This is a genomic window from Bradyrhizobium sp. 6(2017), assembly GCF_011058295.2.
Classification (GTDB): domain Bacteria; phylum Pseudomonadota; class Alphaproteobacteria; order Rhizobiales; family Xanthobacteraceae; genus Bradyrhizobium; species Bradyrhizobium septentrionale.
Genome location: NZ_CP049289.2, coordinates 8,108,977 through 8,125,995, shown reverse-complemented (window position 1 = coordinate 8,125,995; position 17,019 = coordinate 8,108,977). Strand labels below are relative to the sequence as shown.

Annotated in this window: 10 protein-coding genes and 4 pseudogenes; 4 read left to right on the top strand and 10 right to left on the bottom strand. The window is 59.5% G+C overall.

Going from position 1 to position 17,019, the window contains the following annotated elements; all coding sequences use genetic code 11:
* Nucleotides 1-472: 472 nt before the first annotated feature.
* From G6P99_RS38575 to G6P99_RS38565, 3 genes are all read right to left on the bottom strand, one after another.
* Nucleotides 473-712, bottom strand: a complete 240-nt coding sequence (locus G6P99_RS38575; protein WP_029085024.1) for a hypothetical protein — start codon at nucleotides 710-712, stop codon at nucleotides 473-475.
* Nucleotides 713-1,248: 536 nt separating this feature from the next.
* A complete protein-coding gene (locus G6P99_RS38570) occupies nucleotides 1,249-1,662 on the bottom strand; it encodes a hypothetical protein (RefSeq protein WP_029085026.1) in 414 nt (137 codons plus the stop codon).
* A 1,492-nt stretch (nucleotides 1,663-3,154) separates the two neighbouring features.
* Nucleotides 3,155-4,279, bottom strand: a complete 1,125-nt coding sequence (locus tag G6P99_RS38565) for a M20 family metallopeptidase (RefSeq protein WP_029084811.1) — start codon at nucleotides 4,277-4,279, stop codon at nucleotides 3,155-3,157.
* Nucleotides 4,280-4,764: 485 nt separating this feature from the next.
* Between G6P99_RS38565 and G6P99_RS38560 the strand changes: the two genes are divergently transcribed.
* Nucleotides 4,765-5,178 (top strand): hypothetical protein, encoded by a 414-nt coding sequence (locus G6P99_RS38560; RefSeq protein WP_156929041.1) that lies wholly within the window; start codon nucleotides 4,765-4,767, stop codon nucleotides 5,176-5,178.
* A gap of 138 nt (nucleotides 5,179-5,316) precedes the next feature.
* Here the strand turns inward: G6P99_RS38560 and G6P99_RS38555 are convergent, their stop codons facing one another.
* The 4 genes from G6P99_RS38555 to G6P99_RS38540 all read right to left on the bottom strand — a co-directional run bounded on the left by G6P99_RS38555 (nucleotide 5,317) and on the right by G6P99_RS38540 (nucleotide 8,280).
* Nucleotides 5,317-5,577: a hypothetical protein gene (locus tag G6P99_RS38555; RefSeq protein ID WP_029084812.1), complete on the bottom strand. Its 261-nt coding sequence runs from the start codon at nucleotides 5,575-5,577 to the stop codon at nucleotides 5,317-5,319.
* Between the two features lie 596 nt (nucleotides 5,578-6,173).
* Nucleotides 6,174-6,359, bottom strand: coding sequence for a hypothetical protein (locus G6P99_RS38550; RefSeq protein WP_084518780.1), 186 nt, complete (start codon nucleotides 6,357-6,359; stop codon nucleotides 6,174-6,176).
* Nucleotides 6,360-6,604: 245 nt separating this feature from the next.
* Nucleotides 6,605-7,612, bottom strand: a complete 1,008-nt coding sequence (trpD, locus tag G6P99_RS38545) for an anthranilate phosphoribosyltransferase (RefSeq protein WP_029084813.1) — start codon at nucleotides 7,610-7,612, stop codon at nucleotides 6,605-6,607.
* 377 nt (nucleotides 7,613-7,989) lie between these two features.
* Nucleotides 7,990-8,280: a hypothetical protein gene (locus tag G6P99_RS38540; protein WP_029084814.1), complete on the bottom strand. Its 291-nt coding sequence runs from the start codon at nucleotides 8,278-8,280 to the stop codon at nucleotides 7,990-7,992.
* A gap of 3,255 nt (nucleotides 8,281-11,535) precedes the next feature.
* Between G6P99_RS38540 and G6P99_RS38535 the strand changes: the two genes are divergently transcribed.
* Together G6P99_RS38535 and G6P99_RS47945 are read left to right on the top strand one after the other, a co-directional pair.
* On the top strand, nucleotides 11,536-11,706 hold the full coding sequence (locus G6P99_RS38535) for a hypothetical protein (protein WP_165125932.1): 171 nt from the start codon (nucleotides 11,536-11,538) through the stop codon (nucleotides 11,704-11,706).
* 182 nt (nucleotides 11,707-11,888) lie between these two features.
* A complete protein-coding gene (locus G6P99_RS47945; protein ID WP_422653151.1) occupies nucleotides 11,889-12,107 on the top strand; it encodes a DUF7694 domain-containing protein in 219 nt (72 codons plus the stop codon).
* 613 nt (nucleotides 12,108-12,720) lie between these two features.
* Here the strand turns inward: G6P99_RS47945 and G6P99_RS38530 are convergent.
* The 3 pseudogenes from G6P99_RS38530 to G6P99_RS38520 form a co-directional block, all read right to left on the bottom strand.
* Nucleotides 12,721-14,063: pseudogene (locus G6P99_RS38530) on the bottom strand (IS1380 family transposase).
* A gap of 181 nt (nucleotides 14,064-14,244) precedes the next feature.
* Nucleotides 14,245-15,591: pseudogene (locus G6P99_RS38525) on the bottom strand (M16 family metallopeptidase).
* Nucleotides 15,592-15,649: 58 nt separating this feature from the next.
* Nucleotides 15,650-16,354 (bottom strand): annotated as a pseudogene (locus G6P99_RS38520) (M16 family metallopeptidase); the annotation flags it as partial.
* Between the two features lie 6 nt (nucleotides 16,355-16,360).
* On the opposite strand from G6P99_RS38520, the pseudogene G6P99_RS38515 reads away from it, so the two are divergent.
* Nucleotides 16,361-16,512: pseudogene (locus G6P99_RS38515) on the top strand (cobalt transporter); the annotation flags it as partial.
* Between the last annotated feature and the right edge of the window lie 507 nt (nucleotides 16,513-17,019).

The window sequence follows — 17,019 nt, the reverse complement described above, 5'->3', positions numbered from 1 at the left end:
CGAAGACGCGAGCATGGGTACTCGCGTAGGGACGTTTGGATGAAGCGATCGGCTTTGCCGATGTTGTTGATCTTTATGCGCAGCCTTGGATTCAGCGACGACGTCGCCGAGGAAGCCGATGGCGCTCTCTCCTTCTCGCCGGGTCGGATCTGAGAGAAGAAGGCCGGGCGCGATGCTTCGTTGATCAGGACGCGGACGAACTTGTGATCCGCGCTGCGGCTTCCAGCTTCCAGCGATCGCCGGTGATATGGTGGCCAGGCCCGGCGATTCTATTGCGTTTGTTGATATCGGGATCGCCCGGGTGCTCGCGAAGCAGGTCCAAATTAGGATGAATGGCTGGTTTAGGAGATGCCGTTGTAATCTCGATCAAACATCGTCAATAAGTGGCGCTGCAGATTGTGGACCGTGGGCCTATCGCGTGCAATCACGATGCATTCCACCGTGCCTGCCTCTTGATCGGCAGCGAGCGGGATCACGCCTTGTTTGCTTGTGCCGTCGAACAGAACTCCGTCCTTGAGAAACGATCACACGCCGCCTGGAGAGAACTTGATCGCACGTTTCTCACGGATAGAATGACGTAGCACTTCAAATACTCGGCGCCCAGCAACCGGACCGCAATGCTGTGTAACACCGAGCCTCCGCCCCAGCGGCCGTTCGTCTCATTGAACAGCAACCGCCCGCCACTCGCGAGAATGGCGTCGATATTGATCATCCCGCGGTACCCCAGAGTGCGCGCAAGATCCACAAATCGATAAGAGTGTGCTTGGGCGGCCAAACATTGCTCAGCTCAGGTCGCTTGGAAGCTCCAGCCCTGTCCAGATGAGAGCCCGCTCAGACGGATCTTTGCTTCGGCGTAGACGTATATTCCCGCTGTTGACGAAAACGATTGAACCATCCTCCGCGATCTCGTACTCGAGAAAGAACAGAGACTGAGCTGGGTGGTAAGATTCCACGACCAGAGTCTTACATGACGCTGTTGTGATCTCGGACCAGAGTGCGTCGGGATCAAACGACGCCAAGAAATCCGCTGCGTATCTCTTGCCCCAGGTAGTGGACTGCTCTCCTCGCCGGTCAAGATGACATTTCCAACCCCACCGGCTCCATTGTCCAACTTAACAATTACGCTGCCGGTCTCAGAGCTCAGGGAGGTGACCGCTCTGAATAGTTCGTCTGGGTTCGTCGTGACGCGTCCGTTAGGCAACAGAAGGCCAACACTCGTCGCCAATTGTCTGAAGTGACTCTTGCGATTCAATAGATCAGGACCGCGCTGCAGAGCGAAGTCATCTCCCGGTTGCGCGACACAGAGCACATCCGCCAAGCGTGCAACACCTTCACTGAAGTAGCAGGGATAGATTCTCCAAGACGATTTCTGACGAATATGGAGTTGCTGATTCGCTTTACGAGCGCTTCGGACAGCAGAGTGCAATCATCAAGGACCGGTGCTTTGCGAGCGCCTCCAGGCACAAGCTGCGACAGGCTCGAGGCGTCGATATTGAGCGTCGCGCCGATGAAGGATAGCAGATCGGCTGGGATAGCTACCGGGGAAACTATGAGGTCTCCCTCCTGAGCAAACCACGCTGAACGGCAAGCCGAGTTGGCGGCGAGCGAAAGTTGAGCTGCTGTCAGATCAGCGCCCGACATTTGAGCCGTACCGGCATTCATGATTAGGATCCGAGGCACCAACGTTCTTCCGGCCGGAGATGGTCAGTTCTTCTTGCGGTCATGGACTTAAAAACCATCTAATCTGCCTCGCGGCGTCTAATGTCACCGGTGCGATCAAACAACTGGATAGAGCCACGCACGTCGCTTGTTGATCGGCTCATTAATTTGCAGACGAGGTGCATCTCCGTGTGGTTCGGTCAGCGCATGCGCGTGTCCCGATGCAGTTCAGTGGGAGGTCGGAAACGTCTAACCCTCGATGACATGCTTCGCGTGGCCTTTGCGGGTATGATCATACCGACTCAGCAGGACAACGCTATTCTCGATGGCTGTCATGGAGTGGGAACAATGGATATTGCCTGAGAGATCTCAGGCACGCGATCACCTGCTCGGTTCTGCTCGACAGCGCTCGCGTGCATCTGGCGGTGGTGATAGGCGCACCACGATGACGGTTTCCTGCCCGGTCTTTGGTATACGGGCTCGCCGCACATAAAGGCCGCTCTAGGGTCTTCATCTTTGAAGCCGATAATGGCCCGGCATTGGCCTTCAATGTGGTCGACTAACAGAACCTTTTTGACGTCATCGGGCTCGTTCAACTTGCTGCTCCTGAATGCCAGGCTATCTCTTCTGATGTCGCGCCGGTTACGCCGAGCGAGGCGTTGCAACGCAAGAGCTTTGCAGGTCGCCGTAGTCGCGCGCTTGCGCGCGGGGACCGCCCAAAAGCGCTGTAAGCGGTGCGAGAAGCTGGCTCGCCGCTTTGATTGTCTTTGAAGCGAGGTCTAAGTTGATCTTCTCTGACCTCGGCCACTCTGCGGTGATGCGGCTTAGGACAGCTGAACGGTATCGCTGTGGGATGGCAGCCCCTTCACAACCGCCTGCTCGCCGCGGCGCCGCGATCAACACGCAACGCATAGACATCTCGAACGGTCGGCTGTCGCGGACCAGGATCTCGCCCAAGCATTGCGGCGTGGCTATGCCCATGTGAGACATTCGAAATCCTTCACAGTCCGGACGGCAGATGAAGACTCGTGCCTTCCTAAGATTGTACAATTTAACGCTACGTCCGGTTCAAGTCCTCTTGGCAGCCTGTATGCACGTGCCTAAGCGCCAAGGTCTGCTCGCAAAACGCCGCGTACAGTGTTGTTGCTGACTCATTCTGTGTCTCGATGTGCGTCACAATGCCACCCCAGTTGACAACAAGGTTCGGGCGGACGAGCCCCGGCCGGAAAGGTTCGTGCCTGCGCGGCAGCTACCCGCTCTAGTCGCAGTCAATTTCGCGGCCGGACATCCGGCCGTGCGGTAGTCATGAAAATTCAGTCGGATGGGCACCGAAGCCTCAGTGCCCAATGCGAGATCCGGATGGTGTTCGATCAGGTCGGCCTGACAGGAAGGGATTTATGTGACCCATTGCGCCATTTCGAGGCGTGCGGCGCGAATATCGGAGCACGTCCCCGATCCGGCGTACGCCGCGGTCGCGGCCGGCGGCTGGTCGAAATTATTGCAGTGTCTGATAGAGGCGATAGAGGAGTCGGGCGCGCGGCTCAATCGAGGAGATGTAGAGTTGCTCGCAATGGGTATGCGCGCCCTTGCCGTCGACGCCGAGGCCGTCGAGGGTCGCGGTATGCGGCGCTGTGAAATTGCCGTCGGAGCCGCCGCCGGTGAAGACATCGAGCAGCTCGAAGCCGAGTTCGGCGGCAAGCTCCCTGGCGTGTTCGTAAAGTGCTGCGCCGGCGTTGCTCTTCTCGTAGGGCGGACGGTTCAGTTCGCCGGTCACCTTCACGGTGACGCCCTCGGTGCGCGCGGTGATTCCGAGGATTTTCGGCACCAGCTCGTCGGCGTCGGCGATGGTCGGCACGCGCAGATCGACTTCCGCATAGGCCTCCTCGGCGATCACGTTCGGCTTGGTGCCGCCGCGGACGACGCCGACATTGACGGTGATGCCGCGCTTGAGATCGTTCATCGCCTCCAGCGCCAGGATCACATGGCCGAGTTCCCGGATCGCGCTGCGGCCGTGCTCGGGGCGCGTGCCGGCATGCGCCGGTGCGCCCTTGATATGCAAGTCGAAGCGCGCGACGCCCTTGCGTCCGGTGACGATCTTGCCGCCGTCGCGCGCGGGCTCGGTCACCAGCACATATTTGGCCTTGCGGCCCTCGGCCTCGATCAGCGCCCGCGAGGTCGGGCTGCCGATCTCCTCGTCCGATGAGTAGAGATGGGTGATGCCGAGCGGCGGGCGCGCATCATCGGCGCAGATCCGCCGGAAGGCATCATACGCAAGATACGCGCCGCCCTTCATGTCGTAGATGCCGGGACCGAACGCGCTGTCGCCGTCGATCCGGAACGGCAGGCGCTCGATGAAGCCCATCGGGTGTACGGTATCGAGATGGCTCAGCACCAGGACGCCCGGTGCCTCCTGGCCCCAGGACGAGCGTGCGATCAGGTGATCCCCTCGGCCGTCGCGTCCCGCGACACGTTCCACAGTTGCCGGCAAGTCGCCATAGCCTGCGGCGACGAGGTCGACGAGCATGTTGACCTGATCCGGCCGCTCCGTTGGAGACTCGATCTCAACCCAACGTCGGATACCCTCGAGGATTGTCGTTGCTCCAAACGGATTGCTGGACATCGCCTGACGCCTGTGAACTCGCCTCTCATCGCTCATACAAGATCAGGATAAGATCCACGGTAATCCTATCATGATCTCGCGCGAAGATCTTAAGATGCGCAATTGTTGTGGGGCACCTGTGCCTTCTGAAGCCTGGTCTTGTGAAGCCTGGTCTTGCCGCGGCAATGATGCTACGCGGCTATCGACAGTAACTGAGCTACCAGGGCTGGTAGGTGTCGGCGCAATTGTAGAGCTCAGGAGCGCGCCCTGGTATGGGCCGTCCTCGCATTGCTGACCTGCCTTCTGTTGCGCAAAATGCCTGACCACGACATCAATCCAGGAACGTTGCCCGTGCCGCTCCCTGGCACGGCTTGGCTTCGGCGGGAGCGCAGAATGCACCTGTGGAGCCGGCCGCCCGCCTTCCTCTTTCAAGTGCACGTATTCGATGCGCTGCTCGTGATCTTATTCCGGCAGGATGTGCTTGCCGGTGACCGGAGAAGCCGTGAGTGCCGGCTCGCACGCGCGCGTGCCGTGATAGCGCAGCGCTCTACAACACCCTGAGAGACAATCTTGTCGATCTTTGCTCGTTCCACGAGGTAGCTGCACGTGCTTTGGTGTCTGGGCCGCACGCATTCCTGCGTATGGCCGCGCGCATCGAAGAGGCGGAGGCACCCTCCCGCTCCGGCCGGGAGGGTTTGCCCGAGGCCTCGCTGTTCCCCGGCTGCTCGGTTCAGCACATCGGGCTTTGTGAAGGCACATGTCCCGAAAATGCGCGGGTTCGCTTTTTGTCTGTTGACAGCTCTTGTTTGCAGCAGCGTTCGGTCGACGGCCGTGTTGGTGATGTCGGGCGTGCCGGCTTCGTCAATTCGCAGCGATTTGGCAAAGACCGAGCAGTGGAGGAGATGTCCGGCAATGCGTGACGGCAACTCACTTCCAAACGAGGGAGCCGGTGCGTCATGGAACGCGTGATCCACAATGCGCAGGTGACAAGGCATCGGCGGCATCGACTTCACCTAGTCGGCCGGCGGCAGCAACCGTGATTGTCCGGTATTGCACTCTCAATGAACCCAGGCGCTGCATGACGCATGACGGGCAGCTTTTACCGACGTATGAATCGATCCGAGAAATCCCGTGTGCAGCTTGCTTTCGATCTTGTCGAGAGCAGCTTTGGCGGTAGTTGCCATAGCTTCAATAGAATCCCGAACGAGCCTTTTCGCTACGCCCGCCGTTTCGCGGGTCTGCACGAAATGCCGCCCCTGTACGCCGGCAATCCTGTAGGAGTTGTATGTCCCTACCGACGTCACAAGCTTCTTCTGCATGCGTTACGCCGATCGGCCAAAAGAGAATCTGCGCCCTCAGCAGAATCGCCTGGTCCTCGGAAGGGACATCGCTGCCTTTTTGGCAGATCAAGAAGCTCCACCCTGCCGGCCGCCGCGCCCGGATACTTGCGTAGCGGCAAGCAGACAGCGCCTGACAGCAGTCCTCCTGCGGCAGCCGGAGCAAGCGGCCATCCTTCGTCCACCGCCAGGCGCTCGATCACCAGCGCCGTGGTTCCGCCGAAAGTGGCAATCTCGGCATGGCTCACCGGCAGGCCGAACGCGGCAGTCAGCCTAAGGCAATCGCGACGGTTTGGCCGACGGCCGTGCGTGAGAACGGGCCTGAAGCTGGACCATCTCGATGGATATAATGTGCTTGGCTTTCTCTGTAGACCAATGAGCAATTGCTCGATCTCGTCGAGCTCAATCCTATCCCCGCTAGGCAGAAAGGGGCGGCCATGCTGCTGGATTCCGTCGGCGCGATCGGTGCATGGCTGGAACGTCGCCGACTGGCCGTGCGGACAGGATCATGCCGATTGCGGTACTGGCGGGCGCCGGCCAGGGCAAATTGTTTCTCCTTATGCAGGGCATTGGCGCGCTTAATGTCCCCGTAAGAGAACACGCTTTTTTGCATCGATAAGATGCTCATCGAGTGTTGCGTGCAGCGCGCCCCGCAGCTCCGGGGGGATCGAGCTGTCCGTATCAATCAATTCCCTAAACTTGCGAATGATGTGTTCTATCGTTGCGATGGATCCGAGTGCTTCCGTTTTCTGTGCGGACGTCATCGATCATCTCCTTTGGCCGGCAGCGTTAGCACCACGTAGCGGGCTCTGAAACCTCGGCAACGGTGCGCCGCAACAGGCTCTCGCCGACGACGAAGGCCGGCTCTTGCGCCACCTATTCGATGCCAACTGCGTTGATGCATGGGCAAGCGGCGCAAGCTCGCAAGCCTCGCAGGAGCAGCGCGCATTCGCGCTTGTGAACGTCGGCCTTGGCGGCCACAACTGAACAGGGCTCAACTCAGTTGTCATTAGTTGGAAGCCGCGATCAGGCGCTCCAGTCGGGTGGCTGCGGCGCCGCGATCAAGCGCTTCCTGGCCAAGTGCGACGCCTTCCTGGAGCGTGGAGGCCCGGCCGGCCACGATCAATGCCGCCGCCGCGTTCAAAAGGGCGGCATCGCGATATCGACTTGCTGCGCCACCGAGCACGCTTTGCAGCGCGACGGCATTGCCATCCACATCGCCGCTCTCCAGCGCCTCGGTGTGGCGGGGGAGCCCAGCATCTTCTGGCGTCACCTCGAAGGTGCGGACTGCACCCGCCTCGAGCGCGGCAACAAAGGTCGGGCCGGCAAGGGTTATCTTATCGAGCCCGTCCGAGCCGTGCACCACCCACACCGATTCGGCGCCAAGGTTCTTCAACACTAGGGCCAGTGGCTGCACCCATTCACGAGAGAACACTCCGACCATCTGCCGCTTAACCCCCACGGGGTTGGACAGAAGTGTGATTAGATTAAAAATCGTGCGAGTCCCAAGTGCAGTCCGGATCTGGCGAATACGCTGCATGGCCGGATACTGGGCCGACGCAAACAGAAAGCCGATGCCGGCTTCCTGTAGACAACGAGCAACGGCTTCAGGCGTGAGATCGGTCTTCACGCCTAGGCGCGCCAAAATTTTCGCGGCGCTCGAGCTTGATGACGCTGCGCAGTCGGTGTGCTTGGCGACAGGAACGCCGGCCCCGGCGACGATAAAGGAGGCGCACGTCTCCACGTTGACTGAGCAAAACGGGGTATCGCTCGTGCTAGCAATACCGATGGGTTCGCATGGCGCATCGACCCGCGGCATTCTATTGCGGATCGCGGAGGCCGCGCCGGTGACCTCTTCGACGGTCTCGCCGCGGACCCGCATTCCCAGCAACAAGCCACCGATCTGCGAAGGGCTCGCTTGACCCGACATCATGCTGTCGAAGGCGAACTCACTTTCCTCACATGTCAGAGTGGTGCCGCTGGCAACTTTGCCAATGATCGATCTAAGCGCTTCCATCGAACTTTACACGTTACCTGTCTATCCTCGGGCTCCTCGTTCAATAAGGGACTTTTCGTCGACGAGGCGTGGCGTCAATTGCATTGATATTGTTGTGCGAGCACCCGCTCGCGGCAGACCGTCCTCGATGCTTGCGTATCTGCCGCTTAAATGCGATTCCTTCGTGAGGCTACAACCTGACGCTACGTGAGGGTCAAGCGCTCCAGGCTGAGCTGCCCGATAGAAGTAATCGGCGACCGTGTCCGTCAGTTCTAAGTTATCGACGTCGTTCTCGATCGCCCGTGCCTGTTGTCCTGCCATCGCGTGACGGCCTGCTGGTCACGGTCGGCAATCTCTGAGCCTGAGGCGAAGGAGCAGCCACCTGGTTCGCCATCCCCTCATTTCGGTTCGTTACTCTTCTTGCCAGCGTCGCCAGCGGAAATCATGTAGCGACATTTCAGACTGAGCCTCGATTGCTTGGATCTGAGACAAGCGATGATGGCGACGCGATCCGGAATATGGTTGCTGCACAGGCGGAACACGTCCTCCATGCAGGCTTCTTTCTCCTCTACGGTCGGCGCTTGATCGCGCGCGTCTACTCGCTCTGGGATGAGGGCGGTCATTGCAAAAGCAAGGGTGATGGCAGCCTTCAGGGGCGAAGCCAAACGAAGCCGCCGGTTTTGAATCATGGTGTTCCTTCGCGTCGGTTGGTTTGCGGCATGTTCTTCAGGCCTTCCGACCGAAGACATGCCGGATTGTTAGGTAAGCGCCTGCGAGACCGTTCTTTTCTCTTGCGAAACCATCCGGGCCGGGAGTCGGTATTTTCGCAGCGACTTGTCAGCATCTGTCGTTGCCGGCGCCGAGCGCCGGGCTGCACTCGCAGCTGCACTGACCGAACAATTTGATCACGGTTAAGCTTTCGGTGATCGTGCGGTGGCCGCGGTCACGCCCCGATCTCGTGAGGCATTGGGAGGCTTTTGCATGAGTCTAAAGTGCGGCCGCAGCCTAATGACGAGTCAACCGACGGAGGAGGCCATCGTCGTCCCGACGCAGGATCGAACAGGACTTGTGACCTCGGGCCAGGAAAGGCGGCGAGGAGCGCCCAAGGCAGGGCTGCTCAATCCATTGACAAACGATGCACTCGACTGCGCAGGCAAAGCTGTCATCGCGCGTGCCCCTGTCACGCTCGGCGCGGTCCCGCAACGTGCGTGCCACTTCATTTGACGCAAGAGCGGGGGCAATCGAGTTGGCGTCAGTACCGGGCGTCCGTTCCCCTGCGCATGCCACGATCGAAAGGGGCCGTCCATGTCTCGAAGAGCGCAATTGTTTCTACCTCTCATTGGACCAGCCACCAATAAGGTGCAGACAAGTGTGCTTTGAATCTCGCGGGTTGAGCTTGGGTGTTTGAAACATTCGCAGTTCTTGGGATTTGGCGGGAAACGCCTGGATTGTTCGAAGTAGTCCCCACTTGTCCAGGATCGTACAATCTGACGCTACGTGCGATTCAAGCCCTATCGTCTGAATACGTCTTGGGATCTACAGGGTCCGTCAGCAGGACGAGTGTGCTCCGGCGAAACCTCGCGCTGAGTGTTTGTAAACCGCGGCGTCTCTATGGCCACGCTCAGGGCAAGTGTGAGTTTGCGCGCACCGTTGGTGTCTACTCGCTGGTAACCCCGGGCCACAAGCGTCACTGCTAGGTAATTGTACGGAGCGCCACTGTCACATTTGTTTGATCTGCAAATTGCATGTTCATCGCTATGAATCCGAAGAGTAAACTTTACGATCCCGACCTTTGGCGCGGCCGTGCGGAAGCAACGCGAGAGAAAGCGGAAACGCTGGCGTACGGCAAAGCCAGAGATAGACTTCTCAAGATAGCCAAGGAATACGACAAGCTCGCTCGGCGCGCCCTAGAGTGGCAGACGCACAAGAACGAGCGGGGCACTTGGCCCGGCCAAGAGTCGTAGCATCTCGCGTGTCGATGGAGCCTCCATCGGCAGATCGCCACGAATGCCAACGGTGAGCAACAATCTCGCTCGGTATTCGGGCGGGCGATTCATTGCAGAGGCTGCCGTGCCGAGAATCTCCAGACGGTCCTCTCTCGCACAAATCGTTCCAATCGAATCCCAGTCAGCGTCCCGCCTCAGCGCAGCGAGCCGCTTTAACGACCTACAGGGGATTGTATAGGCGCAGGCGTATTCTTTTCGTCAGCTTCTCGAAAGCTAATCCGCCTACTATCGAGCCGGCGCGCCGATCTTAGTCCTGTTCTTGCGCGAGAACCGTAAAGCACTTGTCGGGCGTAGTACCGAATACCGGATGGGAAAATAGCTGCCGTCAGGTCAAGTCAAGCTTGCAGGCATATAAGTCCGATAATCCGCGATATCCAACACTTCTGCACCTGCCTGTCTGACCTCGGAGGTTTTCATATCTAGCCACTCAACAATTGCAAGACCGCGGCCGCGGTACACGAGGGCATCGAAAGGCCCTCCTGTACCAGCACCCATCCACTGAGATCTCCTCTGGTTCATCGTTTCGCTCATAAGGACGCTGCGATGATCCAACATATACTGGCCCAAAGCAGCGCATGAAGGAGAAGCCCGGCCAGCGGCAACAGGTTCCATCTCCTCTGCGTCTGCCAAGAGCGGCGGTCAGCAGCGTAATGCTTCATCATGGACTGCTTTGGTGCGCGCCAGTGCGTCATTCCTCGCATGCTCCACTGGTCCAGGGAAAAAGGTTAGCGTCCGGACGCCTCGTGTTATCCATCAGTTCGTCTTCCAAAGCTCGGAGTGTCAGAATTCGGCTTGTTGCGCGTGAGGTATGCGGCCTGTCGATTTGGTCGCGTATCATCGATCAGGGGATACCGTGCAAGTTCGAAACGTGCTTTGGCAATGCATAAGTCAAAACCAAACAACGAGTCCATTGCAAATTGATGTCGGGATAGCGTGTCCTTCCTGTTTCGACACTACAGCAATCAGCATGCCAGTAACCGAGAAGTGCCCGCACCGCTCGACAAGGGTTAGATGCGTGCCTCTAGAGTGCGGCGCTGTGGACCAATCGACGATTGTCGGAGCCGCGACATCGATGTCTGAAAGCCGACACCAGTAATGGGAGGCAAGCGTGAATGTTTGCTGACGTCATACCCGCAACGATGCGCCAGCTGTTGCATTGTATCGACGCGCCTGAAGATCCGCGGATGGTCGCAGTGATGGTCTGTCCAAAGGACTAACTCGTCATGTCTGATCATCCTCGCGAGGAGCCGTAGGATGCTATCAACTCGATCCGAAACACATTGTGCCAAGCATTCACGAGCCAGACGCGCCCGTTCGAATTTTTGGTCCGACAAGCTCTTCATGGTCACATAGATGACGTATTGGCATTGTTTCAGGCTCCGCTAGCGGCGAGAGCTGCGAATGATTCAAGTGCTGCCACGTCACAAGGCCGCATCGGGCCAAAGCCGATATTGCTCTTGCGTCGCGTCAGTCCGTGCGGCGTGACGTCGTTTCGGCGAGCCATAATCGAGTGCACAAACGGATATCGGATGCGACATCAGAACGGGAGGGATGAAGTGATACGCGTCGATTGACGGATTTCATATTGCCGAGAGACCTGAACGGAAAGGCTAATGAACACTCGTTTTGCAAGTGCGGGAGATCGAGCGCGGATCTTACCTTGCTGAAGCGCACTCTGTCCGGCGCCGGCTGATCAGCGCCCGCGGGCATGGGTAAGTAAGATGTGTCGCCAAAAGCGCGCTTCGTGACCGAGTTGTCTGGCGGGGCTGGTTACCCCATCGGGTGTTCGTGAGTGTGGAGGTCAATTCCGCGGGTGAATCGGATCGAGCACTTCGTGCATCGCCGGCCTTCATGCAATCGGGGAGTGCAGTGAAGGCGTTCGTCGGGTGCTTGAAGAGGATGTGAGCTTCCGAGAACTAAGTAATGGGAGAACAAGTGATGATGGACATCTGCGGCTTTCTCAGCAGATGGTTCGCTGGAGAGTGGTGCTCGAACGCTACGCTGCTGACGGAGCTTGCGCCGGCTCATGAGTTGCCAAACAACGTCATCTACGTCGACTTCAAAGCGATCCGTAAAGCAAAGGAGGGTGCGTGCGAGCGCAGATCATAGAGAAGCTGGAAGCCGGCCGCGTACGATCCGGCAAGTTCGCCAGCGTACCAGGATCAGGCCCCGGGGGGCTGTTCTTGGTGCAGGGCCCTTGCGGGAGTGAACTGAAAATCAGTGGCTTCGTCCGTCCGGGCTGGGAGCAGGTCGCCGTTTCGACGCCGCGGCGTTGTCCGAACTGGCAAGAGATGTGCTTTGTCAAAGACTTGTTCTGGGATGAGGAGGAATGCGTCATGCAATTGCATCCGCCGCATTCGCAGTATGTCAATAACAGCCGGTACTGCCTTCACCTCTGGAGACCCACTGATCGGCACATCCCAAGGCCGCCGCCGAGCTTTGTAGGTATTGTTGGGCTAGGACCATCCGAAGCGGCAATGTTATTTGCTAAGATTCGCGCGACGGCATGATGGTTTAGGGGACGAGGCAGAGCGGGTGCAGAAACATAGGTTCGGCGTCGCCGGAAGCCCATTCAACCAGCTCACGTCGCAAGTGTTCTTCTGTGTGCGACGGACGGGAGGCCAACCCGGGATCACTGCCGCCAAGCGAGAGGCGGCAGTGGAGAGGATATCTCACGCGGCTGGCCTCAGGGGGAGCTTCGACGACTTCTTGGCGATAGTTCGCGCCGTCGGAGTGATTATCAGGTCCGCAAGTCGGTCATCGCGCATCTTTCGTAGTCAGCCTGACCACCCGCCTTCGCGGGGCAAGCGCATCATGATCTATTCGCAAACGATATCGCGCGGTGAGCGGCCGCATTAGTGCTTCAGCCCTTGGTTCAGCACTTTGAGACCGATTCTGTGCCCGCGGCAGCCGACTTCAGCTTCCCAAGCGGAAGTTGAGAGCGGAGCTTTGGCTAACCCGTCCTATTCGTGAGAGTGCTTTTTTTAGTCCGCTTGATGTGGCCGCACATCTGCTCTGACAAGGCGCGCGGGATTGCCTTCGGCTTTTCACCGCCTGACGACCCGTACTTTGCAACGCGCTTGAGGTGTAGGTTGGGCGAACGGGGGGCGGACGCCCCGCCGGTCAAGGACCGAGCGGCAGCAGCGCGCCTGGCAAGCCGCGGATCAGGTCGGCTTCGGGACATGCCGCGGCAAACGCAAGGCGAATGCGGCTCGTGGTCTCGACCACACGGGCAGCGAGTTTCAAGAGACGAAGACGCAGCGTCGCGAACTCGGCTGTGGCCAATTCCCGGGCTTTGGGAATCGCGTCGCGCACGGTCAGCATCAGCCAATAAGCGGCGGTGTGGAGAACGAGGCGGACTTGATTGGCGAGCGCCGAACGGCAGCTGGTGCGGTCGGAGGCGAGCTGTGTCTTATGCAGCTTGATCAGATTCTCGGCTTGGCCGCGCGCGCAATACAGGCTGTCGTAGATCCACTCGGCCGAGCCGACATCGAGGCTGGTGACGACGAAACGGATGTCGAGGCCGAGCATCGTCGCCTCAATACGGGCGACGGTACGCCGTTCGCGATCCCAGGACTTTGCCTTGTGGCGCGTCTCGGTATAGCCACGCAGAACCGGCAGGTTCTCGATGGCGCGTCGCGTGCGGATGTCGTCGGCGGCCTCGTCGACTTTTCTGGCGAGCGGCTTGGTGCCGGACAGACCGAAGATGTAGTCGATGCCGTTGGTCTCGCACCACGCCATTGCCTCCGGCCGAGCATAGCGCCCGTCGCCACGGAACGTAATTCGCGTGTTGTGCCACCGCGTCCAGATATGCCGTATCAGGCGGCGCAGATGGGCACGCACCTCGACGCCGCCCGGCGTCTTGCCGGGCCGCAGCACGACCGCCACGGGCCGGCTCTTCTCCGCGTCGTAGACGTGGATCGGCAGGAAGCAGCGTTCGTCATAATGAGCGTTGAACAGCGAGAGCTGCTGATGGCCGTGGACGACATCGCAGGTATCATCGATGTCAAGCGTGACGGATGCCGGCTCGCGCGGGTAGCTATCCATCCATGCGTCGACCAAAGTGTAGGTCAGTCGGATCACGTCGCGCAGGCGCGGAGCATTCTCCAGCCGCGACAGCGTCGGTTGGGAACACAGATCGCGACCCGTGTCCGGCAGCCGTCCGCAGGCCAGCTTGAATGCGGGATCGGACCGCAGATGATCGGGGTCGTCGGCGTCCTCGTAGCCGCAGCAGATCGCGAACATGCGCGCGCGGAACATATCGACAAGGCTGTGCACGACCCGCGTCGGATCGCGCCGATCCGGGAACACCCGGGCCAAATTGTCGGCCAAGCCGAGACGCCGCTCGGCCATCGCCAGAAGCATCACGCCCCCGTTCGAGGTCAGCCGACGCCATCGAAGGCAGCTGTGACTTTCCTGGCGTGAACGGCTGGAAACGAGAAGGGCAGAATCGTATCATCGGTCATGGCGGGCGTGGTGTTCGCGGCTGAAGGTGATGGGGTGGCTTTGCAACCGAATCCTACGCCGCATCAGCGCTTTACACCACGCTCGCCAGCCTCTCAGGCGCCCTCTGACGAATAAGACGGGCTAAGCGGCTTAGGTTTGCTAAAGGCTAATTTGGTTTCCTCGGTATTGTGGTTGTGGTGTCTAGTCTAGCTCGGCACCTGGCGATGACGTGGTCGCTGATGGCATGGTGGTTAACTGGGCTGCGTCCCCTGGGGAGCGGCCGACGAGAATGGTGAGTAAGACCTTAGCCCCACAGCCGCTGCGCGACTCTCTTGGCATCCTCCAACGTGACCGCATCGACGACGGCTTCATGCTTTTCGAAATAGTCGATCGGCAGCTTGTCAAGCTGATACTGCAACAGCGTTTGCGCCAGCTTTGATGATGTGTTGAGGGCCAGCATCTGCGAGCCCTTCAGGTAGGACTTTGCATTGTCGAGTTCCTGCTGGGTCGGGCCTTGCTCGGCGATGTGGCCGACTTGCTTCTCGATTTCTTCGACAGTCTCACGGGCGTGATCGGCGCTGGTCCCGCTATTGCCGACAAACATGGCCGAACGATCCATCCAGACTAGGTGCTCACGGACGAAATAGGCCAGCCCGCGCTTCTCTCGGACTTCGCGGAACAACCGCGACGTCAGACCGGCATCGCCGAGGATGTGGTTGACAATATAGGCGGCCATGAAATCGGGCTCGCTGCGGCGGACCGCTGGACCGCCGAAACTCACAACTGTCTGTGGCACATCGAACGGAATATTGACGCGCTGCGGTGGTCTTGCCGCGACCACGTCGGGGACCGACGCCAACTCCGCCCTGGCGGGAAGGCCTCCAAAGGTCTTGTCGAGTAGTATACAGAGAACCTCTGGATCGACATTGCCGACCACCGCGATCTTGAGCGTGTCTTTTGCCATCACGTGTCGGACATCGCGCTTGAGATCCGGGACCTCGATCTTCGACACGCTTTCGATCGAGCCTGCAGCCGGGCGAGCATAAGGATGATCGCCAAAGGCGACTTCGAGTAACTTGCGATTGGCGAGCGATGAAGGATCGGTCGATTGATGCCGAAGGCGACAGAGCACGCCGGCACGGATCCGCTCGACGTCGGCCGCGTCGAAACGGGGCGAGGTTAGCGCCATCCGTAAAAGGTCGAAGGCCTCGTCCCTGTGGTCCTCGAGCGTGCGCAGGGCACCGCGGAAGTGATCGTGGGTCGCTCCAAGCTCAGCTTAATGGCTCGACGGTCGAGCCGTTCATGAAAGGTCTTAAAGCCGAGATCGCCGGAGCCTTCATCGAGCAAGCCAGCAACCATGTTGCCGACGCCGGGCTTGCCGCTTGGGTCCTGGGTCGCGCCACCGCCGAAGGCATATTCCATCGCAATCAACGGGACAGTGGGGTCTTGCAAGAACCAGGCTTCGATACCACAAGACGAGACCAGGCGCTTGATCTTGGTCGCGGCAAGCGTCCTGGTGGTGGCAAGCGAATTTAGCGAGGCGAGCATCGCGATTGAGAGCGACGCGCCGCCGAGGAGGACCCCCTCCGTGTGCAAAAACAGGTCACTATCGCTTCTCCTCGTGTTTTGGCGTTGGCTCTTTGATGAGATAGCCGGTCACCGAGCGTCTTTTGTCGAGCCATTTCCGCGCGGCCTCGCGCACCTGCTGGGCACCGACGGCGCGGATGCCGTCCGAGCAGCCTCGAATATCGTCGATGCACAGGCCCGTGCTGAGCCCGCGGCCATACCGGTTCGCGAGCGCTTCCTGATTGTCCTGAGCGTAGATTGCTCGCGCGATCAGCCGCGTCTTGACCCGCTCGATATCCTCGATGCGCGCGGGATTGTGCGCAATGTTGGCGATCACCTCGTCGATGGCGCGCTCAATCTGGCCGAACTTCACGCAGGGGTTTGGTATGGCAGAAATCACGAACCGCGAGGAATCGAGCGCGGTAGGCTGGTAGCTCGCCGTGGCACCGATCGTAAGCTGCTTGTCGATTACCAGCGCGCGATAGAGATATGAGTTGACGCCACCTCCAATCAATTGCTCGAGCACTTCAAGCACTGGACTCTCGCCGGCGGCCGCGGTGCGAGCGGAGGGCACGAGATAATATCGGTGCAAGGCTGGCTGCTCGACGCGGGGATCGGCCAGCGTCACGGTCCGCGGCGCGGCCGGCGTCGGTTCCTGCGGCCGCAGGCGTTCCTCTGGGATCGATGGCTGCGCAGAGATGCCGCCAAAATTCGTCTCGACCAGCGGGCGGATCTCATTGGCCTCCGCACTCCGGTTGGAGTGCCTGAGGTGCACTTCATTCTGGCCCGACGCTGTTCCTATTGTTCGGTGTGGGACCTGCGGCGTTTGGCCCGACGCTCGGCCTGCTGGTGCAAGGCTTATTCTTTACCCCTGCCGACCCGCCGCAATATGGCATGAACGTCATCTAATCTGGTGAAGCCTTCAGGCTCACCGAATTCGACCCGCACTTGGCACAATGGATACATCGCGCATCCGGAATTGAAGTTTGTTCTTGAGCGAACGCCAGCTCCGTTGGCAAATGCCAACTGCGAGGACGTCAAGAAGGCGCTTTTGCAATCGCTGCTGTCTCGAATGAGTTGGCGCCTACTCCACCGACAGGCAAACTGCCATTGAGCGGTCGTCCTCCCGGTGGCCAAACCAGATGAAGCGTTCCGAGCGCCAGATCTGTGATCTCGTTCCACGACAATGGGATTTCGAAAGCGCCCCCTTGGTCTCCTTGTTCAAGCGTCCTAGCCGAGCATCCAGTTTTCGTTGCTGATCAGCTGAATCAGCTTGGAGCATTCGCGGCCGACGTTGGCTGGGGTCATAACGAAGAGGAGGCGGCCCCGCATACCTGAAGCTATCTGGGAACAGCTCCCACGCGCCTCGGTCAGTACGGCAAACAAACTCTCACTTCGCTCTACTGAGCC